Origin of the sequence: Marinilactibacillus kalidii (assembly GCF_017599325.1) — a bacterium.
Lineage (GTDB): Bacteria > Bacillota > Bacilli > Lactobacillales > Carnobacteriaceae_A > Marinilactibacillus > Marinilactibacillus kalidii.
On the sequence record NZ_JAGFVM010000012.1, the window covers coordinates 14,535 to 36,475 of the forward strand.

General features: G+C 37.7%; 22 protein-coding genes. 4 read left to right on the plus strand and 18 right to left on the minus strand.

Annotated elements, in window-relative coordinates; translation table 11 throughout:
* Position 1: 1 nt before the first annotated feature.
* Positions 2-820 carry an oxamate carbamoyltransferase subunit AllH family protein gene (locus J5J05_RS02325; protein WP_208559080.1) on the minus strand — a complete coding sequence of 273 codons (819 nt, stop codon included), beginning with the start codon at positions 818-820 and terminating at the stop codon, positions 2-4.
* A 4-nt stretch (positions 821-824) separates the two neighbouring features.
* Positions 825-3,836, minus strand: coding sequence for a bifunctional FdrA/YlbE family protein (locus tag J5J05_RS02330; protein ID WP_208559081.1), 3,012 nt, complete (start codon positions 3,834-3,836; stop codon positions 825-827).
* A 116-nt stretch (positions 3,837-3,952) separates the two neighbouring features.
* Between J5J05_RS02330 and J5J05_RS02335 the strand changes: the two genes are divergently transcribed.
* Positions 3,953-5,536, plus strand: coding sequence for a PucR family transcriptional regulator (locus J5J05_RS02335; protein WP_208559082.1), 1,584 nt, complete (start codon positions 3,953-3,955; stop codon positions 5,534-5,536).
* Complete coding sequence (locus J5J05_RS02340; RefSeq protein ID WP_208559083.1) at positions 5,526-6,329, plus strand: alpha/beta hydrolase; 804 nt, start codon at positions 5,526-5,528, stop codon at positions 6,327-6,329. The genes J5J05_RS02335 and J5J05_RS02340 overlap by 11 nt, the downstream gene beginning before the upstream one ends.
* A gap of 59 nt (positions 6,330-6,388) precedes the next feature.
* Here J5J05_RS02340 and J5J05_RS02345 read toward each other — a convergent pair whose 3' ends face one another.
* From J5J05_RS02345 to J5J05_RS02365, 5 genes are all read right to left on the minus strand, one after another.
* Positions 6,389-7,678, minus strand: a complete 1,290-nt coding sequence (locus tag J5J05_RS02345) for a flavin monoamine oxidase family protein (protein ID WP_208559084.1) — start codon at positions 7,676-7,678, stop codon at positions 6,389-6,391.
* Between the two features lie 105 nt (positions 7,679-7,783).
* A complete protein-coding gene (locus J5J05_RS02350; RefSeq protein ID WP_208559085.1) occupies positions 7,784-8,626 on the minus strand; it encodes an AAA family ATPase in 843 nt (280 codons plus the stop codon).
* 90 nt (positions 8,627-8,716) lie between these two features.
* A complete protein-coding gene (locus J5J05_RS02355; RefSeq protein WP_208559086.1) occupies positions 8,717-9,028 on the minus strand; it encodes a hypothetical protein in 312 nt (103 codons plus the stop codon).
* A gap of 211 nt (positions 9,029-9,239) precedes the next feature.
* Positions 9,240-9,563, minus strand: a complete 324-nt coding sequence (locus J5J05_RS02360; protein ID WP_208559087.1) for a nucleoside triphosphate pyrophosphohydrolase — start codon at positions 9,561-9,563, stop codon at positions 9,240-9,242.
* A gap of 467 nt (positions 9,564-10,030) precedes the next feature.
* Positions 10,031-10,588, minus strand: a complete 558-nt coding sequence (locus J5J05_RS02365) for a class I SAM-dependent methyltransferase (protein ID WP_208559088.1) — start codon at positions 10,586-10,588, stop codon at positions 10,031-10,033.
* A 115-nt stretch (positions 10,589-10,703) separates the two neighbouring features.
* Here J5J05_RS02365 and J5J05_RS02370 point away from each other — a divergent pair, with 115 nt between their 5' ends.
* Positions 10,704-11,213 carry a GNAT family N-acetyltransferase gene (locus J5J05_RS02370; protein WP_208559089.1) on the plus strand — a complete coding sequence of 170 codons (510 nt, stop codon included), beginning with the start codon at positions 10,704-10,706 and terminating at the stop codon, positions 11,211-11,213.
* Positions 11,214-11,269: 56 nt separating this feature from the next.
* Here the strand turns inward: J5J05_RS02370 and J5J05_RS02375 are convergent, their stop codons facing one another.
* The 4 genes from J5J05_RS02375 to pdxS all read right to left on the minus strand — a co-directional run bounded on the left by J5J05_RS02375 (position 11,270) and on the right by pdxS (position 14,575).
* On the minus strand, positions 11,270-11,950 hold the full coding sequence (locus J5J05_RS02375; protein ID WP_208559090.1) for a haloacid dehalogenase type II: 681 nt from the start codon (positions 11,948-11,950) through the stop codon (positions 11,270-11,272).
* Positions 11,951-12,036: 86 nt separating this feature from the next.
* Positions 12,037-12,996 carry a glutathione S-transferase family protein gene (locus J5J05_RS02380; protein ID WP_208559091.1) on the minus strand — a complete coding sequence of 320 codons (960 nt, stop codon included), beginning with the start codon at positions 12,994-12,996 and terminating at the stop codon, positions 12,037-12,039.
* Positions 12,997-13,112: 116 nt separating this feature from the next.
* Positions 13,113-13,682 (minus strand): pyridoxal 5'-phosphate synthase glutaminase subunit PdxT, encoded by a 570-nt coding sequence (pdxT, locus tag J5J05_RS02385; protein WP_208559092.1) that lies wholly within the window; start codon positions 13,680-13,682, stop codon positions 13,113-13,115.
* A 2-nt stretch (positions 13,683-13,684) separates the two neighbouring features.
* Positions 13,685-14,575 (minus strand): pyridoxal 5'-phosphate synthase lyase subunit PdxS, encoded by an 891-nt coding sequence (pdxS, locus tag J5J05_RS02390; protein WP_208559093.1) that lies wholly within the window; start codon positions 14,573-14,575, stop codon positions 13,685-13,687.
* A gap of 142 nt (positions 14,576-14,717) precedes the next feature.
* On the opposite strand from pdxS, the gene J5J05_RS02395 reads away from it, so the two are divergent.
* On the plus strand, positions 14,718-16,118 hold the full coding sequence (locus tag J5J05_RS02395) for an aminotransferase-like domain-containing protein (RefSeq protein WP_208559094.1): 1,401 nt from the start codon (positions 14,718-14,720) through the stop codon (positions 16,116-16,118).
* 54 nt (positions 16,119-16,172) lie between these two features.
* On the opposite strand, the gene J5J05_RS02400 is transcribed toward J5J05_RS02395, so the two are convergent.
* The 7 genes from J5J05_RS02400 to J5J05_RS02430 form a co-directional block, all read right to left on the minus strand.
* On the minus strand, positions 16,173-16,652 hold the full coding sequence (locus J5J05_RS02400) for a MepB family protein (protein WP_208559101.1): 480 nt from the start codon (positions 16,650-16,652) through the stop codon (positions 16,173-16,175).
* Positions 16,653-16,681: 29 nt separating this feature from the next.
* A complete protein-coding gene (locus tag J5J05_RS02405) occupies positions 16,682-17,218 on the minus strand; it encodes a GNAT family N-acetyltransferase (protein ID WP_208559095.1) in 537 nt (178 codons plus the stop codon).
* A gap of 61 nt (positions 17,219-17,279) precedes the next feature.
* On the minus strand, positions 17,280-17,486 hold the full coding sequence (locus J5J05_RS02410; protein ID WP_208559096.1) for a hypothetical protein: 207 nt from the start codon (positions 17,484-17,486) through the stop codon (positions 17,280-17,282).
* A 124-nt stretch (positions 17,487-17,610) separates the two neighbouring features.
* Positions 17,611-18,264 (minus strand): YoaK family protein, encoded by a 654-nt coding sequence (locus J5J05_RS02415; protein ID WP_208559097.1) that lies wholly within the window; start codon positions 18,262-18,264, stop codon positions 17,611-17,613.
* Between the two features lie 252 nt (positions 18,265-18,516).
* Positions 18,517-20,199 (minus strand): methyl-accepting chemotaxis protein, encoded by a 1,683-nt coding sequence (locus J5J05_RS02420; RefSeq protein WP_208559098.1) that lies wholly within the window; start codon positions 20,197-20,199, stop codon positions 18,517-18,519.
* A 280-nt stretch (positions 20,200-20,479) separates the two neighbouring features.
* Complete coding sequence (locus J5J05_RS02425; protein WP_208559099.1) at positions 20,480-20,626, minus strand: hypothetical protein; 147 nt, start codon at positions 20,624-20,626, stop codon at positions 20,480-20,482.
* Between the two features lie 258 nt (positions 20,627-20,884).
* Positions 20,885-21,844 carry an IS30 family transposase gene (locus J5J05_RS02430; protein ID WP_208559100.1) on the minus strand — a complete coding sequence of 320 codons (960 nt, stop codon included), beginning with the start codon at positions 21,842-21,844 and terminating at the stop codon, positions 20,885-20,887.
* Positions 21,845-21,941 lie beyond the last annotated feature (97 nt).

Below are 21,941 nucleotides of genomic sequence, written 5' to 3' on the forward strand. Positions count from 1 at the left end.
TTCATCCTTTCTCATTTTCATCTATATTCTGAAGTGCTAACAACATGCCATAAGCTAAATCTTTTCCAGAGAAATGTCCAATTTGTAATAATGCCTCTAACTCGATAAGTCGTTTTGAATCTAATCCATTTTTTATATAGGACAACAAATTGTAGACCCTTGAATTGACATAGCCTTCTATAGAAGCTTCGATATAGGCACGACTTATGTCTGTTGTTGAAAAGCGAGTACGAAGAAGAGTTGAAGCCAATACTTCAACTCTTTCGTCTTCCGCCGCATGCAGTATAGCTAGAAAAGCAACGAGCATATCATCTCCACTTGGTGTCAATCCGTGTCCTCTTCCAGTCAGAAAGTGAACACTTTTTTCCCAGTCTGCTTTCCAGTCTTTACTGCTGCTTTTTAATGCTTCTAACCTTTCTCTTGTCTTGTCATCCATAGGGATACCAATCTGTTGAGGGAGGTTTCGTTTTTCTAAATCTTGTCTCAGTCTATCTCGTTCATTTTTAGTTAACTTAAATGAACGCACATTCAAATCAATTACTTTCATTTCATCGACATTCAACGTATAAACGCCTACCGTACTGTAAATGATGAGTGTATTCTGTTTGATCTTCACTAAATTGCCTTGCTGGATATAAGGAAACATTTCTTTATATTGCTCGGTAGATAAGCGAATCCCAAAACTAGAAAAATAATCTGAGTAGTTTGTGATATTAATCAGTTGCTGATTCACAAGTATATTGAACGAACGGTTGAACACACTGTGAATCGTGCCTTTATTTCCAAATTTTGATAGTGGAAGTAAATATGCGCTGATCATTTTTTTATCCTTCTACGTTGATTCCTAGTGATTCTGCATAGGCTTCTAGTGCGTTTTCGAAACAGCCTAATGGTGCTTTAACCGTACCCGCACCGACTTGACCAACACCAGCATTTTTATGAGCAATACCTGTATTGATTGTTGGTGTAATCCCAGTTTCCACTACTTTACGGATATCGATTCCTAGACAAGTACCTTGGAAGTCCCAAGTTGGAATAGAGAATGTTGGGTTGTGACCCACACAAATTTTTGCCATTTCGTTTGATGTTGCAAGTGCATCATCGAATCCACCGGCACCAACGAAACGTGTAACACCTGGTGCAGCAACCATTGCCATACCACCTACACCAATTGTTTCAGTGATCGCGCTGTCTCCAACATCTGGATTACCATCTTCTTCAGAGAATCCTGTGAAGTATAGTCCTCGAGGTGTATTAACAGGCGCTGTATGCCAAGCGTCGCCAGTTTCAGCAATTCTCACACCAAAGTTCACACCATTACGTGTCATGGTTGTAACTACAGTTCCTTTAGTATCTTTTCTTGCACCATCTACAACTGCTTTTCCTGTTGCCATCATGATATTCAAGAAGAATTGATCAGTGTCTGCCAAGAATTTAATGATTTCATAACGTTCTTGCTCATCCATATCCAACTTGATGATCAATGGTGAAATTTCTTTCAGGAAGTTCAATGATCCGGCAATATTACGTTGGTGGAATTCATCTCCCATTGTAATAGAGCGTGCGATCATTACGTTTAAGTTGATACCTTCTTCAGTTAATTTCAATGCTTTAGATAGCGTAGGTGCTAATACATCTTTCAACCAGTCTAAGCGATCGATAACTTCTTGAGAGTAAGCACCAAAACGAAGTACTTTTCCGATACCTTCGTTCAAAATACAGTACGCACGGTTACCTTCTAGTCTGTTTTCAACAACCAATACTGGCATATTTCCTGAAGTGATACCGCCCATTGGTCCTACTGCGCCTGCATGGTGACAAGGCATGAATCTGATCTCGCCTGATTCCAGTAACTTGATTGCATCTTCTTCGTTATCAGCCCAACGTTCAAAGAGTACAGCACCAATACAAGAGCCTTGCATCGGTCCAGTCATATCTGACCAGTCTAACGGTGGTCCTGCATGAAGGATTGTTTTCTGATCTTCGTTTAATTCAGGAATAACCGTGTTCGCTGGAACTACGTCTATCAAGAATGGTTGTGCATTTTTCATTTTGTCTGTAACTTTTTGATTTTCATTTTCAATCATTTCAGTATGCTCTTCTAGTGCATCTAAAATACGAATCATTTTTTTATTTCCGCTAGCACGTGGACGCCAGTTGAATTGTACGGATTTGCCACCGTATTCTGTGATAGATTCATTAAAGCTTTGTAGTCCAACATTGATGATACGTGGTTTAGTTGTTAATAGTTCCATCACTTTATCACTTACTGTTGGGACTTCAATCGTTTCTCCGTCGTATGCTACAACCGATTTATTTGGTTCAGATAACGAGATACCTTTCAATTGTAGTGCTAATTGAACAGCTTTTGCGTTACTTTCAGCTACAAGCACACCTGCTTCTTTCAAGCGTTTAACAGAGTCTTGGTAGTCTTGTGGATCTTTTGAAGTTCCGCAAACAGTTGAAACAAAGTAAAGGTCACGACCATCTTCTTTAGCCGTTTCTTGCGCTTGTTTGATTGTTGGAATCAATGCGTCAGCCATATCTGGGTGCGCGCCATATCCAAGCACCACATCGAACAAGATAATCCCAGTTTTAGCATCTTTCGCTAGTTCCATGATTTTACTGATTCTAACTTCAGGATCGATCATTGGATGAGGTTTACCTTGTGTATAAATGTCGTCGCCCAAGTCGATAACGTCATATCCGTTAGATTTAAGCACATATCCTTCTTTTTTCACTAAGCCTTCTAATCCTAGTGCTTCAGAAATCAACATACCCGCTTCAGAAGCTAATGTTCCACCTGAATAAAGACCTTTAACGACTTTATCTTCGGATAATGTTTCTTGAGATGGTTTTTCAACTTTTTCAAAGTAATTTTCTTTTACCGTTTCTTCATTTGCTAGATCAACAGCGATTTGCGCCGTTTCTTCTAATGTGTGTGCAAGATATACTTTACCTTGATGCGCTTCTGGTTTTTCGCCTAAGAAGATCGCAACAACTGGTTTTGAAATACTTTGAAGTAATTGAACAACTTCATCTCTTACTTCTTTTGCAGGTGGCTTAGAAACCACACAAATCACGTCAGTTGGATCGTGATGCTCTAACGCTACAATGGCATCTTTCATTGTTGTCGCACCGACTTTATCGCTTAAGTCACGGCCACCAGTACCGATAGCGTGAACGACTCCTCCGCCTAAACGGTCAATGATTGTTGTTACTTCTTGGATACCCGTACCTGAAGCTCCAACTACACCGATATTTCCAGGAGAAACAACATTTGTAAAGGCTACTGGTATACTAGAGATAACCCCTGTACCACAGTCTGGCCCCATCATAAGCAAGCCTTTTTCATGTGCTAAGTTTTTTAAACGAACTTCATCTTCTACAGATACGTTATCTGTAAAGGAGAAGACATGTAAATCATTTTTAAGCGCTCTTTCCATTTCAGAAGCTCCGTATTCACCAGGAATACTAAACAAAGCAACATTTGCATCTGGAAGAGCAGATAAAGCTTCATCCCATGTTTCAACAGCTTTATTCTCATTTCCACTATTTTTTGAAGATAGATCTGCTAAGAAGGTATCTACCGCTGGGAGAACCTCATCCATGATATCATCGTCGTCACTCTCTACAACGATCATTAAATCACTTGGTGAAGCCTCTTTCGCTTCTGAACTCAATAAATCTGTATTATTCAAGATGTCCTTATTGGCATCTGTCCCCATCATGATTTGACTCATGTTGACTTTTTCGAAATCATTGATCGTATTCGTCAACAACATCAAATTGATGGAATCTTGATAATTGTTCTTTAACACTTTTGTATGCAACATTTCGTTTCCTCCTTTTAACTTAACTACATTGTAACGAGAAGTGTTTTCGCTTTCATTGGATAAATGTCTAAAATTTTGCTATAATTTTTATCCATAAAGGGAAAAGAGGAAAGAATATGTATATAAAAGACTTACTTGAGTTAGATTTGTTAGATTCAGCCAAAGTATTAACTGGGCAAATCGGTCTAGATAATCTTTTGGAATCTGTGATGGTCCTTGAAGCGATCGATATTGAAAAATGGAGTAAAAAAAATCAGCTGATTCTGACTTCTTTTTACGCCCTCTCTCATGAATCTGAAGAAACAGTCCGTGCTTTTTTTGAGAAAATGAGCAAAATTGGTGTCAGCGGACTCATTATCAAGGTAGATCGTTTTATTGTGATGATCCCTACTTGGGTAATTGAACTTGGCATTGAATACGGTATTCCTTTGATCAAGGTATCTAAAGAGGTCAGTTACGAAGCCATCATGTTGTCTGTCTACGAACCCATTATCAATCATCAGTCTCATTTACTGCGGACTTATTATGATGTCAGACAACGCTTTATGAAACTAGAAAGGAATTTATCTTCCTTCGATCAAATCATGCAAGAATTCTATCAATTGATTGGGAAGTCTTGCTCTTTAACGATTCCTAGCTTAGACGTCGCGATTCATCTAGGGAATACGTATACTAATTACGTCATGATGGATGCCAGTCCTATGAAGAATATTCCCTTTACAAAAAACCGCTATGAATATCTTAAATTATTTTCCCACGAACATAACCAACAAATAACGGCTATAAAAGTAGCTATTATTAATTCTCATACAGAAAATTGCACATTGTTGGTTTATCAAAAAAATAAAGAGATTGCTGAATCTAAAATGATGATCATTGAGAATGTCATCGACGTTATTTATGAACATTTGCAGATGGAATACATTATAAAAAAAGACCGCTTTACCCGCCTGAATAACTTAGCGGACGCCATTTTACAAAATAACAGCTCGAATTTGAAAGAACTCACTCATTTATTAGAAGAAGCCGATATGAACCAGTTTGACTATTTCCAAGGAATTGCTTTTTCTTCAGATATGTATGAAGACCATCCCCATAAACAAGAAATTTTATCGAAGTTACGCGAATTGAAAACGCGTCATATATTCTTCGAACATCTAAATTACTTTATTATTTTATATAATATTCCTAACCCGAATACGGCTGTCACAAAAGCAAAAGCTGCCACTATCTTTGATCATCTTCATCTTGAAAAAAACAAAGATACGATAGCCATCAGTCGGGTTAAATCTAAAGCAGATCTGAAAGAAATCCTCCATGAATGTCAGGATATTTTTAAGTTCAATCGTCAATTCTATATCGCTTCTTTGTTAGGCTATGACGATTTAGGTATCTTTGGATCATTCGTCCGAGAGAATCAATTAGAAAAAATCGATCAAATCGTACCCGATTCCCTTTATCAACTTTGGGAAAACGATCCTGATTTATTTGAAACGCTCTATACTTTTTTCCAGAGCAATCGGAACTTTAAAGTAACAGCGGAAACCTTGTTCTTACACTCCAAAACCATTCGTTATCGTCTGAATAAAATCGAGAAAAACTTAGGCATTGATTTGACAAATCCTATTCAATTGGTTAATTATGAGATTGGCACATATTTACTACAACTGAAAAAAAGGAGTCAATTCAATGAGTTATAAGTACACTTTAGCTACTGGCGCACAAGCGACGATTTATCCAACTAAAGAAACTGTCCCACGTTATCTTATTTATTTTCACGGGGGCGGATTCGTTTATGGAAGTAAAAGCGATATCCCCTCTGCTCTAGTCGATTTATTTAATCGTCACGGATACACTGTTATAGCCGTTGACTATTTATTAGCACCAAACCATACGCTTGAAATCATCCTTCAACAGACTGTCGTTAATGTTGATGAATTGAAACGTGAAGTCATTAAAGACGCCCCTTTTAGTTTCTGTGGAAGATCTGCAGGTGGCTATTTAATGCTGGCTTTAACAAAAACCTTATTAGAAAACGGACGTTCACTACCAGAACAATTGGTTCACTTCTATGGCTATACTGATTTTGACTTTATCTTAAAAGAGAGAAAGCTATCAGATCAATCGGTCGCTTCTTCGGCCATCGATTCCCTTGATAAGCATTCAGAAATCTGGGACGATCCTTTGATGCAGCGATACCTGCTTTATGTAGAGGCTATTCAACAGGGAAAATTAGTTGCGTACTATGGTTTCGACAAAACGCCTTTAGCTAATTTTTCGATAGCTGAAGAGACGCTGCAACAGTTTCCTCCTATCTTCAGTTCAGCCAGTTCAACCGACCAAGAGGTTCCTTTCCGTTATAGTAAGCAACTGAAAAAAGTTCCTGGCAGTCAGTTTGTTCCTGTCTATGATTTAGAGCATGATTTTTTGAAGCAAACAGATCATCCACAAGTACAAGCAGCTCTAAATAAATTAGATCAATGGTTAATATAAAAAAAGGTTTCTCTACTCAAACTTCACTCGTTTGAATAGGGAAACCTCTCACTTTAAAATCACTTCTTATATGATTGAGTCAACAGTTGTTCAACTGCATACTTTCCTGAACGAACAGCGCCCTCCATGAATTGAGGAAATGCTGGCGCTAATTCGGTACTAGCAAATACAACATTCATGAAAGGCTCTTTGAGCGCACGTTTTGCCTCGAAATTCCCTCCAAAATGTGTGAGCCCACCATAGCCTCCGCCATAGTAAGGAGAATCGACCCAAACTTTCTCTTCTACTGATTGATAATCTACGATTCGATCACCTAAAACCTGCGCTAACCGATTCACCGCAAAGCTATTTCTTTCTTCAGCCGTAACCCGCGCAAGTTCTATCGCTTTATCGCCACCAATAAACATCGTCAAACGGTTTGCCCCTTCTTTTTTTGACGATTCCATCACGTTTACCCCTTCTTCTTCGCCAAACAATACACCGAATAAATTTTTCTTTTCCCCATCGATCATGATTTGGCGCCAGAAAGGTTCTTCATAGGTGAAAATCAATTTAATAACCGCACCATCAATAAAACTATTTAAGGCAGGATAAAACCTTTCTTTAAGATTCTGACTGAACTGAATACGGCGTGCCACAGTAGGCGGAACAGCAATCACAACGGCTTTAGCTGTAAATTCGTTCCCTGTTTTTGATTTGACGATATAACCATCTTCCGTTTTCTGGATTTCTTCTACAGGCTCTTCGTATAAAAGGTTGGTCCCTGATATATTAACCAGATAATCGATTACTTGACTTAACGGACCAGAGGCTTGATATTTCACTTCATCTTCTTCTAAAGTGATATTACCGATCAATCGCTTCAACGCTTTTGGGTTAATATAATCGCTGCTCACTGTAAATTCCGCAGCTACAAAACTCTTAATAGCTTTCACTTCTATATCATCTTCAATGACTTGATCTACAACTTCTGACAAAGAATGATTTTCTATAAATGAACGATCTTTCAACATTTCTGCATGGTGTGCAAAATTTATATAACCAACTTCATCTTTCGTTTCGTTAATGATCACGGCATCGTCTGCTAAATAAGTATGGTCTAATGTCATACCTGAATCTTTGATCAATCGAACCATTTCAATCATATCTTCATTTATAAACTGTGCACCCAGTTCAACATAATCTGAACCATCTACTGAGACTTTTGACTGCACTTTTCCTCCAGCACGATTTGTCGCTTCAAGTAGCTTATAAGATTTCCCATTTTCTTTTAACGCTTTTGCGGCTGATAATCCGGCAAGTCCAGCACCGATTATGATCGTGTTCACTTGCTGTTGTTCATGGCTCATCTTTTCACTCCTATAACAGGTTCTTTCTAATCGTATTTAGCCTATCAAGTGATAACCATCAAAGCAAAAAGACTGTCTTGAATTCTTTTATTCACAAACTGGCATTTAATCGAAATCATTCTCATGTTCTTTGAAGAATGAACGATACACATTTACTTGTTCCAAAGCTGTCCACTTTCTCGTCTCGACAGGCTCTTGATCTAAGTCGTAAACTTTAGCATGGTTCATCGCAAGTAAAAACGGTGAATGCGTGGAAATAATAAACTGGCAGTTAAAAAAGCGTGCCGCATCTTCAATATATTGTTTTAATTCTATTTGTTTCGCTGGAGATAAACTATTCTCAGGTTCGTCTAAAAGATAGAGTCCATTCTCTTCAATTTTTTCTATAAAGTAACGAAAGGCACTCTCGCCATTTGATTGTTCTCGAATATTCTTCATTAGGTTATCGTTAACATATTTTGATTGTGTTTTTCTTCTCGTTTCGTTCATTTTCTTTAGCCGATCATAGTCTTCGAGTGAACGTAATTGAAACTTTGTCTTTTTGATATCCAAATACTCCTCGAACATTTCTACTCTTTTCTCGTCTACTGCTTCATTGACTGAACGGAGCGTCAAGACAAAGTCAAACACGTCATCACTTGTAATGATTCGTTTAAATGCTGGTTGATCAAATGTCTCTTCGATCTCACAAAACGTTAAGTATTTCGGAAAGAAAGAAGATTTATTGTAAAGCGCATCTTTTTCTGCAATAATGTTTAAAGCCGTTGTTTTCCCTGAACCATTTCCTCCATAAAGGATCGTTACAGGTTCAAAGTCTAAACGCTCTAATCCTCTTTTTGACAATACTTGAAAAGGATAAAAAGAAGAATAGACTGTTCTTTTCACTTTGCAAATAAAGTACAGGCTTTCTACTTCGTGATCTGGAAATGTTATGGAACGTATGTACACAGCACTTCTACCTCCTAAAATCACTAAACTTTCTATTTTTTAAAAAACGCTATTCAATTTACAATAAGCTTGGATAGCGTTTCCTACTAATTAATGTGCATGTCTTGCAGGTTTCTTTTTCTTAGAGAATAATTTACTAAAAAGAAATAAAATGATAAAGCATATTAGTGTATTTAATAAGTAATTTAAACCATTAACATTCACAGACAAAAAATTTTCCCACTGAAAGAAAGAACGTAAACTTTCATAAGCAGCTGGATTAGAAAATTCAAGGAATGCAACCGGGAATCCTCTAGTAACTGATGAGGTTAGTTGCATAGGAAACGCTAAACCTACAGTTGGAACAAACATAGTAAGCGCAGATAACAATAGACTAGCGATCAATAATTTTATTTTATTCATATATTTTATCTCCCCAATGTTCATTTTATGCGAATAGTACATAAAAAACCTTTATACACTTGAACTATTCTTTTATCATTATCGATACGGTCAATCTGCTTTTTTTCTCTGACCCTATTCACTTCTTTTTAAATCATCTCCAATTTAACTTGTTATTTACTTTCTAAAGATAGTTTAGCACAAGTCAAGAATAACTATTGTAAATTTTTGATTACTTCGCTTTGCTAATCAAGAAAATCCTTTCTTTAAACCCACCTCTTTCCTTTTCTTTCTCTTCGCGTAGTTGTTCTATGGTATCAAATGATACATGATGTATATTTGCCAACCCATGTAGAACCTCTAGTATATCAGCGAGTTCTTCTAAGCAAGATGTCGAATCAGTAGCAAGCAAATATTCTTTTACTTCTTCTTTTAATTTTCCTTTCAACGCTTCAGTATAATCCTTGCCTCTTAATCTTTTAACGGTACACGCTTCACCATTCTCTTGAATCATTTCTGGTATACGATCTCTAACTAATTTATCGTATCGTTCCATTTACTTCACCTCGAATCTTCTTAAGTTATTCCTATACTAATTTTACCCTTTTCTTAGAAAAGTTAACCTATGCTTGAACTAAATATCAAACAGTTCAAAAGGAGAATATTCTATGTCTATTGTACAACTGCTCATGCGTATCTGCCTATTTATCCTTCTTTTATTTTTCCTCAACTTTCTTCGAAAAAAAATACAGCTTAGACGATTTATGATTATAGTACTATTCAGCCAAATGCTTTCGTTTCTAATGCTCTTCACTAACACATTCGCATCATTTGGTGTATCAGAAATCTTTTTCGATGTTCTATGGTGGACACTTGCCGTTACTGGGATTTACAGTTGTCTTTCCTTGAGCACAATAACTTCTAAATTACTTTCTATAGCGATTCTCTCGATGACTGCTATTACTGTCTTTTTCACCTTGCTAGTAATGATGATGAGCGGTTGTGCTAGCTCCTGATAGTTTATCATTTTTCTGCATCAATCATTAGCGAGGGAAATAGCATAGCTTCTGCTTGATTACGAGGATCTATCTTTCTCGAACGATAGATTACGCCCTCTTGTTCTTCCCAATTTTCATAGTGAAATTCACCATTTTCATCATGATACTCTAAAAAGTTAATTTCAAATCCAGCTTCCTCAAATATTCTTGCTAATGTCACGAAGTTGTATACTACTTTATGACTAGAAGCTGGATGATTTGTCGGTCCTGGACCACCTACTTGTATGATATGTTGATAGTCCTTGTTTCTAAAGTTACCGTCTGGTACGGCACATCTTATATATCCACCAGGCTTTAAATAACGGTAGCATATTTTAGCCGCCTTTGATCCTTCATCAACAGACAGATGCTCCCAAACATGTTCTGCTAAAATGGCTTCTATAGAACCATACTCAAATTGGCTTTCCCATGATTTTTCTTCAATTAAATTTATTTCATTTTCTTGCGTATGTAACCATCCTGGATTATTATTATATCCTCCAGAACCAATCACTACTCTTAATTTCTCTTTATATTGAGACACTCTATTCTCCCCTATTTTTATCATCGATTTTTTTAATACTTTCACTATTCACTATTTTACCTGTTTTTTTGAACATTGAAATACTTTATAATCAAGAAGAATAGAGGAGGATATTATGATAACAATTAAAGAGATTACTAAAATCACTACTGAACAAGCAGAACTAGTGGAATTATTTCAAGCAGTCGTAGCTTCTGGCGCGGCAATGAACTTCTTACATCCCATGAGCGAAGAAACAGCGGTTCACTATTGGGACGGTGTCTTGTCTGAACAGGTTCGCTTGTTCGTTGCCCTATTAGATGATGAAATCGTTGGAACTGTTCAATTGCAAATGAGTGATAAAGAAAACGCACCGCACCGTGCTGAGATCGCAAAACTGATGACTCATCCTAAAGCTCGTCGTAAAGGCGTCGCAAAGACGATTCTACAGTATGCTTTAAAAGTTGCGGAAGAGGAAAACAGAACCTTATTGTTATTGGATACCGAAAAAGAAGGTCCAGCGAATGCCCTTTATCAATCAGAAGGCTTTGTTTTATATGGCGAGATTCCTGCTTATTCTCAGGATCCTTTCGGCGTCTTTAAAGACGGCAATTGTTACTATAAATATTCTCCACAGCGTTCTTAAGACAAAATAAAAACGATTTAGATGACACTTAAATCTAAGTCGTTTTTATTTTCTTCTTATTTATTTGTTTTGTTACTTTCAATTATTTCCTTCATCAAATCTTCGAGCGCATCACTAGAAAAATCCGGCGCTGGGTAGTACGGATTGAATTGGGTGTTTTTTCGTTTGATGTAAGCCGTTTTGAGTCCGGCTTTTTTTGCACCAAACAGATCCCAATCATGGGTAGCGACCATGACCGTCTCTTCTGGGTTCAGTGAATTTTCCTTCATTACATATTGATAAATAGCTTTATACGGCTTGTAGCGTTTAACAGTATCTACAGAGTAATAGCGGTCAACCAAGTCTATTATCCTAGCATGGGTTAACTGTGTCTTTACCATCGCCTCTGATGAATTCGTGACTGCAATGACCGTCAATTGATTGTCTTTCAGTAAGGTTAACGCTTTTTCTACATCATCGTAGGCTGGCAATGCTTGAAATGCCCCGAGGATATCTTGTTTCGTCTCTTCTGTTAGTTCTTTATCACTTTCGATAAATAGACTTTCTAAAGCAGCTTCCGTTAATTTACTGAAATCTTCATATTCATTCAACCCACCCAAAACTGTTGAAGAATGAAGAACCGTTTTAAACCAATAAGCCATCACAAATTCTCCATCAAAGTATTGTGCAAATTTTTCTTTTAACAAACTGAGATTTAGTAAGGTCTCGTTCATATCAAACAATACAGTCTTAATCATTTTTATCCACTCTTTCTCGGTTTTTATCTTGTCAGCAGTATAAAGCAAAAAGCTCCCTTCCAGAAGAAAGAAAGCTTCATAATGATTTATTTGTCTAGGCTAAAATCCAATTCTGGTCCTTTTGGTACGATACCATTTGGATTGATTTGCTTGTGACTACGGTAGTAATGTTTTTTAATATGATCAAAGTCGACTGTTTTTTTAACCCCCGGCTCATTATACAATTCTCTTGTATAACGCCACAGATTTTTATAGTCTACGATTCTTCTGATGTTACATTTAAAATGACCATGATAGGCACTATCGAATCGGATCAACGTTGTAAATAAGCGCCAATCTGCTTCTGTAATCTCGTCTCCGACTAAGAATCGACTATTTTCAAGTCGTTCTTCGATGTCATCCAATGCATCAAAAAGCTTCGTCACTTCTTTTTCATAAACCTCTTGTGTCGTAGCAAAACCGGCTTTATACACACCGTTATTGATTGTGCCATAAACCTTGTCATTGATCTCATCGATCTTTGTCATTTTATCTTCTGGAAGATAATCTTTATCATTTGCACCCACTTCGTCAAAAGCTGAGTTCAGCATACGCATAATATTTGCAGATTCATTGTTGACGATTTTATTTTCTTTTAAATCATATAAGACAGGCACGGTAACCCGTCCGCTATATTTCGGTTCAACATGCGTATAAATCTGATAAAGATAATCCGCATGGATAACAGGGTCTTGGATGACACCTTCTTCGTCCTCGAAAGTCCAACCGTTTTCTCCCATTAATGTGTTGACCACAGAAATCGAAATCATCTCTTCCAACCCTTTAAGACTACGCATGATGAGTGCACGACTTGCCCATGGACAAGCGAGTGAAACATATAAATGATAGCGATTCGGCTCTGCTTTAAATCCAGCTTCTCCAGTTGGACCAGCACTACCGTCTTTCGTGATCCAGTTTCTAAATTGTGACTCCTCACGAATAAATTCGCCTTCGTCGTTATTGTAATCCCATTTGTCGTACCATTTTCCTTTAACTAATAGTCCCATAAGCGACCCCTTTCAAGATAGATACCGTTTCAATTGTTACCTACTACCAGTATAAATCTCGAAATCGAAATAAACAAATAACTTTAATCATTATTTGCTAGAAGATTAAACAACGGTTAACATTTACTCAAAAAATAAGTAAGTACCGAATCATCCTCTGTCAATTCTGGATGATGGGCTGTTACAAGTACATTTGCTTGTTCGGCCGCAACGATTTTATCGTCTACTCTTGCTAGAATAGTCGCTTTTGGTCCTACTGATTGAATATAAGGTGCGCGAATAAAAATAGCCTCTACCGGTCGTTCAATCCCTTGAAAATCGAGTGATGTTTCAAAACTGGCTACTTGTCTACCGAAACCATTGCGTTCGACTTCCATTTCAATAAATCCTAAGCGAAGATCTGTTGTTTCATGGGTCTTATCTGTACTACATAAAATCAGTCCAGCACAGGTTCCGAATATCGCTTTGCCTTCTTGATGAAATTGTCTTAGCTGATTTTCCAGTCCTTGTTCTCGAATCAAACGTCCAATCGCCGTTGATTCACCACCTGGAATGATCAATCCATCTAATTGGTCGAAATCTGATACCGATTTGACTGAAACAGGTTGAACCCTTGCCCTTCTCAATGCTTGTAGGTGTTCTTCGACAGCCCCTTGAAGATTCAAGACGCCAATTCTTTTCGTCATGCTTACCATCCTCTTTCTTGCATCCGTTCACTTTCTTGAAGTTGACTGATTTCAATCCCTTTCATCGGTTCGCCTAAATCTTTAGACAAGGCTGCAAGTAATTCATAGTCTTCATAATTTGTTGTCGCTTGAACAATGGCACGTGCAAATTTTTCTGGTGATTCGGATTTGAAAATGCCTGATCCTACAAAAACACCGTCTGCGCCTAAACTCATCATCAAGGCTGCATCTGCTGGTGTCGCTACACCGCCAGCGGCAAAGTTGACCACTGGTAACTTTCCTAGTTCTTTTATTTCTTTTACTAATTGATAAGGTGCGCCTAAGTCTCTTGCAAAGGTCATCAGCTCATCATCGGATTTTGTTGATAACAAACGAATTTGGCTATTCACTTTTCTCATATGGCGAACAGCTTCCACGATATTTCCTGTACCTGGCTCCCCTTTTGTTCTCAGCATAGACGCCCCTTCACCAATTCTTCTCAATGCTTCTCCAAGATCACGACATCCACAAACAAATGGGACAACGTATTCTGACTTCAGCAAGTGGAATTCTTCATCCGCTGGTGTGAGTACTTCACTTTCATCGATATAGTCAACACCCATTGACTCTAAAATTCGTGCTTCTGAGATATGTCCAATTCTTGCTTTAGCCATGACAGGAATACTGACTGCATTCATCACTTCTTCAATAATCGTTGGATCCGCCATGCGCGCAACACCACCCGCTTTACGAATATCTGATGGTACACGTTCCAGCGCCATGACCGCTACTGCGCCCGCTGCTTCTGCAATGCGTGCTTGCTCTGCATTGATGACATCCATAATAACGCCACCCTTTTGCATCTGTGCCATTCCTCGTTTGACTCTTTCGCTACCGATTACTTTTTTAGTCATTATTCATTATCCCCCAATTTTTTATCGTTCTCATGTCTGTTAGTATACAAAAAGAAAAAAAATCTCCCTACATCCAATTGGACGATAAATACACCATCCAATTTTATGGTAAAATAATAAAAATTAGAAAGGAGTTTCTCCAATGAAAAATTGGTCGCTTCCCAAACAAAAAAACAAGCCACTTTATCAAGAGATTATGTTAATGATAGAAGAACATATTCGAACCGGTAGACTAATCCCTGGAGAACGGCTTCCGGCTGAGCGAAAATTAGCCGAAACACTAAAGGTAAACCGCTCAACCGTGATTCGTGCAATGGAAGAACTGACTGCTCAAGGTGTGTTGACCAGAAAAAAAGGAAGCGGCACCTTTGTAAACTCAGATAAATGGGGGTTACAGATGCGACCGATGATCAATTGGGGCACTGCACTCACAACAAATCATCTCAAACGAAAAACACCTTATCAATTAGCTGCCGAACGCATGAAATCACAATTTACTGACAGCGCCCTAGATCTCTCAAATGGGACTTTACCCGCTGATTTATTACCTGAACTTCGCGCGCCGGACCTTTCTTGGAAAGAACTCGTTCAACAGGAAAAGGCTCAAGTGACCGTTACCCATGGAATTCAAACCTTAAGGGAAAGTGTCCAACGACATCTCAAACGTACGTATCAAATCACTGTACCGATTGAAGAAATTCTCATTACTTCCGGCACACAAAATGCTTTGTTTCTGATTACGCAAGGTTTATTGAAGCCCGGAGATACCATCGGAATAGAAGCACCCTCTTATTTCTACTCTCTACGTTTGTTTCAAGCTGCTGGTCTTCGGATCGTGCCCATCGCAATGGACAGTGAAGGTATGACGATAAAGGGACTACAGGAAGCTTCTTTAAACTATCCGTTGAAAATGGTTTTTTTGAATCCTGTTTTTCAAAATCCTACTGGTCTCGTCATGAGTGCCAAGAGAAAGACTGAAATATTAGATTACTGTTTACTGAAGCGTATTCCAATCGTAGAAGATGATGCCTATGGTGGTCTGGTATTTGATGAAACTGTAGATCATCGTCCGTTGAAGCAGTTAGACACAGCGCAACAAGTGATTTATTTAGGAACGATGTCAAAATTGGCCGGTCAACACTTACGCGTTGGATGGATGGTGGGACCACAAGCCATCTTAGAGGAATTAGCAGAAATTCGTCTACAAATTGATTCTGAGGTCAGCTTTCTTCCTCAATTTATGGCAGATGCTTTCTTACGTGGAGAACTCGAAGATCATTTATTGTTTCTTCGAACTGAACTGGCAAGGAGAGCACGTGCGCTAGAAAATTGGTTACGTGGACAATTCGGTCAGTCCATTACCTTTGAACCTGCTAAAGGTGGATTCCATCTGTATTGTCGCTTCCCCGATAAAACTGAAGCAGAAGTAAAAGAAATCTTGCTTGCTCTACTTGATCAAAAAATGATTGTTGCAGAAGGTGAGAAATTCGGCGATCAAACGAACGGATTTAGATTAAGTTTTATCCATTTTAACGACATATAAATAAGCGCGTAACTTAAGACAGCTAAGTTACGCGCTTATTTTGATTAATTTCTTTTAGGAATAGTATAGCGTTGAACGTTTATCGATAGCTGTATCTTTGGTCAAGTCAATAAAATAAGCTGATTGCCACTTTTTTGTTTTTGTTGCTGAGGGGTTTAAGTCTTTTTCCCACGTAGGATAAATTCTAATTGCCATTTTCCCTTTAGATGTTTCGCTTTTAAGTATGCCCTGCTCATGTAAGACAGCTTTAGGAAAAATAAATTGACCTATTTTCTCTTTGTCCACTATCGATACAATCAATTTATCTGGACTATCCTGAAATACATACGGCTGATTTTTGCTGTTGCTATCTTTTTCCCAGAACGCTACAAAGTATCCAGCTTTTTTTGGCGTCCGTTTCGCCAAACGACTTCTATATAAATATTGACCCACATTGAAGCAGATACCTTCGTATTCAGCATTTTGAGTCTCATATGTTATATTTGTCAGATCACCATGACCTATTTTCAATAATTGTTGTTTAATAAGTGCCATAGATTTCAACTCAGCATTACTCCTCAATGTTATTTTTTCCAGTCGCTAAACAAAAGACCATAATTGTAAACATCCAACCATTTCCCGTCTTGAAAGAGACCTTCTCGATCAACGCCTTCTCTTTGGAAACCGATATTTTCGTATACTTTAATAGCAGGTTCATTGTTGCTATGGACGCTTAACCGAATTTTATGTAGTCCAAGTTCGTAAAAAGCAAATTTGCTGATCGTGTGTACAGCATCCGTTGCGTAGCCTTTTCCTCTATTAGACGCTGGAACGATTGCAAGCCCAAGCTCTGCACCTCTATTCTTGAACTGCACATCGGAGAGAGATACCCAACCTACGAATTCACTTGAAAAGCGATCGCGAATCGCAAAGAGAAATCGTTCGTTACTGTCACTATCACCTTGAAACGTTTTCCACATTTCTTCATTCCATGGATGAAAGGTATCCCAGCTGATATTGCGTAAAAATTCATTGTCCCACTGATATTGCGTCAGCATACCAAAATCTTCCTCTTCAAAATGCGTCAGTGCAATCTTTTTTCCCGATATCACATTCTTCACTTTTTTACCTCCTTCAAATGAATAGAAAAAAAGAGGCTTGCTTGCGCAGCCCCATTTTACTCTATGGTTTTTTAAGTACTCTGTAAAAATAAATATAAATACTAAATACGATATACGTAATCGCTGCATAAATCCCACCTGCATAAAGTCCCATGAGCGCAACCATTAAATAAGTACCACCTGTCGAAAATGCTCCTTGTAAAAATCCGATAATAAACAGTATGATCATGACACGATTTCTGTTTTTTACGATTCGTGCTAATTCCATAAATCTGTTCTCCTTTTCACTTGCTTATTCGTTTTTGATACTCCTAATAAATTATACCTTTTTCTAGCGGTAAATGTATAAGGAATTTCATATGATTTTATAACTATTCTGTGAACATGATGCCTTAATCCATCGCTGCCGATTCTAATTTCAAATTGATCAGTAAGGGTGCCAAACAAAACAGGATACTTTTAGCGCCAAATACCGCTATCAAACCAATGCCCGCCAGTACGCCAACATGATAGTTAAGTAATGTATACGCGTAAAAGGTCCCTTTGTCTTTACTGGACTTTGTAGCTGTTAGATAGTAATCCATCCACGCTTGAATACACTGCCGAATATTTCCCGTAGAGAATAAGGTCGGACTCACGTAATTTTTTGTACCGTTGAATACGCCCCATTGAAAAGCCGTTAAGGCGAATAGTGGTAATAACGCCAATAAGTCATTTGCTCCTTTGGGGATCAGACCGATCATACAGACCCCGATAACTTCTACCAGCAGGCAAATTCTAACGGATTGTTCTGTATATTTTTCACTCAAAAATGACGACACAAATAAACTGATAATAAAGATACCCAACGCTGATATTCTAACAAATGCGTCCAAGAGACTTACTTCACTGATACTGATAAATAGCTGAATCAAATTCGCCGTTTGCGCTGAGCCAAAATTTCCTCTCAGCAACAAGGCATAGCTTCCACAGAAACCACCAATCATGCACATGGAATAATGGAGAAAATGTTCATATTGATAGGTTTGCTTAGCAGGTATATTCATGGCATACCTCTTGTTTCTGTATCAAAAAGACCTTTGCTTCTGGTTCAAATACCCTCATCTTAAAATACTCCCTCAATCTATCGATCTTTCAACGTGTTTTGTTTTATACACTTACTATAAAACAAATCCCAAGATAAAACATCTATTCTAGCTGTTCTACCTTAGATAAATAGCCTTATCCAATAATGGAAAAGGCTATTTAAACATTATTCTGACGCGATAGAACGTTTAATCACTTAAAGATCATTAGGATTAAACTTCAAATCTTTCAACAAGATGATTCAATTCTTCTGCTAGTTTAGCTAATTCTTCAGAACTGGTAGATACTTCCTGCATGGTACTCGTTGTTTGTTCTGCTGAGGCTGCTGTCTCTTCAATACCAGCAGCAGATTCCTCTGATAGGCTAGCGATATCTTCAATACGTCCATGCATCTCGTTGGTTTGCGCTTTATTATTCAAGAGTACTTCCGTAATATCTTTGATAGCCTCTCCCATTCGTGAAATTGAAACAGAAATCTCATTAAATGTTTCTCCGGTTTGCTTAATTTGAGCCGTCCCTTTTTCCACTTCATGATAGCCCGATTCTAATTCGGTGGCAACTTTAGATGATTCCAATTGAATATCTTGAACGATATCTGTAATATCCACAACTGATGACGACACTTGTTCTGCCAATTTTCTAATTTCATCAGCGACGACGGCAAAACCTTTACCTTGTTCGCCCACTCTGGCTGCTTCAATAGCTGCATTAAGGGCTAATAAGTTTGTTTGTTCAGCAATAGACTCGATCACTCTTACTAATTCAGTCACTTTTCCTGCCTTGCCATCAAGTGCTTTCACGCCATAAACGGAGTCTTTAACGATTCGGTCAATCGTTTGCATTTGTGAAACAGATGATGACATATTCTCTTTACCTTTAATTGTGGTATCTTGCACATCGTGAGAAGTTTGTAATACTTGATCACTTTTAGCCGAAGACATCTCAATCGTGTGCGCAAAATGATTCATCGTATCTGCTAGATCATTCGTGTACCCTGCCTGTGACTCAGATCCTGTTGCCAATTCTTGCATGGTTACCGCGACTTGTTCCGAACCTAAAACAACTTCGTTCGTCGATTTTGTCAATTCTTCACTTGAACTTAGCACTCGTGTCGTTGCGTTAGAAACAGCGCCAATCAATTCTTTCAACGCGATTTGCATCTGTACTGTCGTGTTAACTAATACACCGATTTCATCTTTGCGCTTAGATGCTGTTAGTTCTTCTGTTAAATCACCATTTGCGATTCTATCTAATTTCTTAGCCGTTTCTCTCATCGGTGCACCAATCAATTTACCCATAAAAACACCAACACATATAGCAAAGATTACAGCAAAAATATTCGCTATAATAATGATCGTGCGCATAATACTATATATTCCCTTGCTACGCTCATATGATACGCTAGCTTCTTGATCTACAATATCGATTAATTCTGTTAAATTTTCACTGACTAGTTGAAAAGGTTCTGCGCCTCTTCCTAATCCTATCAACGTTTCCTCATACTGCTCAGCTGTTAGCAAAGCCACGTTATCTCTTACGATTCCTGAGAACGTTTCCCAATTACTAGTCAGTTCATCGAATTTTTCTTTTTCTGTAGGTTCCAATGAACGATCACTATATTTCTCAATCATAAGAGACACTTCATCTAAATTCTCTAACGCTTTTTGACCTCTTTCAGGATCTTCATTAGCTACCCCGGAAAGCATCTGCACGCGTGTATTCTCCATTGTCTTCGACATATCTGTTAAAACAATGGTTGGTTCTAAGCGATTATCATACATGTGACTCATCTCATCATTCATTTCTCTAATACCTAAGTAAGAAAGTGTACCAACTATAATAACGATTAAAGCGATGAATAAATAGGAAACCATTAACTTTGCTGTTATCTTCAACGTTTCTTCCTCCTTGTAATAAAACTGATGTTACATCATAAATGCTTATCCACACTTATTATCGGAGGCTTAATTTCACAATTAATATAGAAAAGCTTCGATATTGTGACAGATTATCCACAATTGTCAGGTTATTGTTTATTATTTAAAAACAAATTTGCTCATTCATTCACTTTGAATGCTTCATTTCTTTGATACAGACTATGCAATTAACGAAAAAAGGACTATTATCATTAGATAACAGTCCTTTTAAATGGGCATTCTTCCATTAAGATTTATTCTAAAACCACTGCGCTAATGCTCTTCCCACTTCTTTGCCCATTTCAAATAGGGTATCGATGTTTGGAATGATTGCTATGCCGAAAAAAATACCCCATAATAACCATTTGAGCCATTTCATACCTTCTACTGATTGATTTTTTTTCATAAAAATTTGCTCCTTTAGCTAGTCTTTTTCTGTATGTACGTTCCTTTTCTCCTGATGATGCAGACTGCCGTATATTAACGCACACGAAGTAAGCATCGTCACTGTCATTATATTTATTTCAGTTGTTCCATAATATAGATCAAGCGCAATCTTGATTCCAAAGTATCCAAAAGTAAAAATCAACATCCCTTTAAACACTTTTTAAATTCTAGGCATTTTTTTTAATAAAATGACTTATTTTTTTCTTTTTCTGAATTGTCAATATAAGCTAGACAAATACGACCCATCAATATAACTCAAAAATACTTCTAAGGGTGTTTGATAATTTAGTGATTTTCTAGGGATTCGGTTTCGTCTATCGGCTACGCCTGATACAAAATTCTGATCTACTAAATTAAAATCCATTTCTTTAGGTAGGCCATTTCGTCGCAGTAAACCATTTGAATTTTCGTTCAAAGCCCTTTGTGAAGGCGTACCTGGATCTGCAAAATAAATGGACACATCATGTTGGTTGCAGATTGACTTCCAGTTTGAGAACTCTTTACCACAATCAAAAGTAATGGACTTAAATAGACATTTGGGAATAGAACTGAACCATTGGTTCAAGGTGGTTTCTATATCAACTGCTTTACGTCCTTCTGGTTTTAACGTGATGATGACTTTCGAAAGTCTTTCGACTAACGTTATAATGGCGCTTTTGTGGTGTACACCAACAATGGTGTCTCCTTCCAAATGTCCAAACTCTTCCTTAAATAAAGGATAATCGGTTGTTCTTTCTTCAATCGTTCTTTTAAATGCTTGTTTTCCTCGACGTTCTTTATGACCATTGGGCTTTCTTTTTCCCTTCATGGGAAGTAAAGCTTCGTCGAATAGGTGTTCATTGAATCGACGATAAAGCGTTCGGACCGAGCATCCAATAGGCTGTTCCGATCTACCAATAATGACATCGGGCGTCCAGCCTTTAGCAACTTGATCCTTGATATAGTCCTGTTGTTTAATAGGAAGAATGATTTTCTTTCGTCCGCAACGTTTTTTATTCAATTTGTATTGTCGATAATAGTCAAGAATTGTAACACCTTGCTTTAAAGCCGTAACGACGTTATGGATAGTTTGCCTTGAACGATTAATCAATTGAGCGATTCTAGCGGTTGATACATTATTATGGTAATACGATTCTATCAATACAAGCTCGTCCGTGGTAATATGGGAATAGGTCATTCGTGATCACTCCTAATGTTTTCTTTGGTCGGAAAATACATTTTGAGTGTACCACGAATGGCTTTTTTATTTGTCTAGCTTAATTTTACAATTCACG

Bases quoted from the DNA above. Each gene is read 5' to 3' on its own strand.
- J5J05_RS02325 (WP_208559080.1), bottom strand. From the start codon at position 820: ATGATCAGCGCATATTTACTTCCACTATCAAAATTTGGAAATAAAGGC.
- J5J05_RS02330 (WP_208559081.1), bottom strand. From the start codon at position 3,836: ATGTTGCATACAAAAGTGTTAAAGAACAATTATCAAGATTCCATCAAT.
- J5J05_RS02335 (WP_208559082.1), top strand. From the start codon at position 3,953: ATGTATATAAAAGACTTACTTGAGTTAGATTTGTTAGATTCAGCCAAA.
- J5J05_RS02340 (WP_208559083.1), top strand. From the start codon at position 5,526: ATGAGTTATAAGTACACTTTAGCTACTGGCGCACAAGCGACGATTTAT.
- J5J05_RS02345 (WP_208559084.1), bottom strand. From the start codon at position 7,678: ATGAGCCATGAACAACAGCAAGTGAACACGATCATAATCGGTGCTGGA.
- J5J05_RS02355 (WP_208559086.1), bottom strand. From the start codon at position 9,028: ATGAATAAAATAAAATTATTGATCGCTAGTCTATTGTTATCTGCGCTT.
- J5J05_RS02360 (WP_208559087.1), bottom strand. From the start codon at position 9,563: ATGGAACGATACGATAAATTAGTTAGAGATCGTATACCAGAAATGATT.
- J5J05_RS02370 (WP_208559089.1), top strand. From the start codon at position 10,704: ATGATAACAATTAAAGAGATTACTAAAATCACTACTGAACAAGCAGAA.
- J5J05_RS02375 (WP_208559090.1), bottom strand. From the start codon at position 11,950: ATGATTAAGACTGTATTGTTTGATATGAACGAGACCTTACTAAATCTC.
- J5J05_RS02380 (WP_208559091.1), bottom strand. From the start codon at position 12,996: ATGGGACTATTAGTTAAAGGAAAATGGTACGACAAATGGGATTACAAT.
- pdxT (WP_208559092.1), bottom strand. From the start codon at position 13,682: ATGACGAAAAGAATTGGCGTCTTGAATCTTCAAGGGGCTGTCGAAGAA.
- pdxS (WP_208559093.1), bottom strand. From the start codon at position 14,575: ATGACTAAAAAAGTAATCGGTAGCGAAAGAGTCAAACGAGGAATGGCA.
- J5J05_RS02395 (WP_208559094.1), top strand. From the start codon at position 14,718: ATGAAAAATTGGTCGCTTCCCAAACAAAAAAACAAGCCACTTTATCAA.
- J5J05_RS02400 (WP_208559101.1), bottom strand. From the start codon at position 16,652: ATGGCACTTATTAAACAACAATTATTGAAAATAGGTCATGGTGATCTG.
- J5J05_RS02410 (WP_208559096.1), bottom strand. From the start codon at position 17,486: ATGGAATTAGCACGAATCGTAAAAAACAGAAATCGTGTCATGATCATA.
- J5J05_RS02415 (WP_208559097.1), bottom strand. From the start codon at position 18,264: ATGAATATACCTGCTAAGCAAACCTATCAATATGAACATTTTCTCCAT.
- J5J05_RS02425 (WP_208559099.1), bottom strand. From the start codon at position 20,626: ATGAAAAAAAATCAATCAGTAGAAGGTATGAAATGGCTCAAATGGTTA.
- J5J05_RS02430 (WP_208559100.1), bottom strand. From the start codon at position 21,844: ATGACCTATTCCCATATTACCACGGACGAGCTTGTATTGATAGAATCG.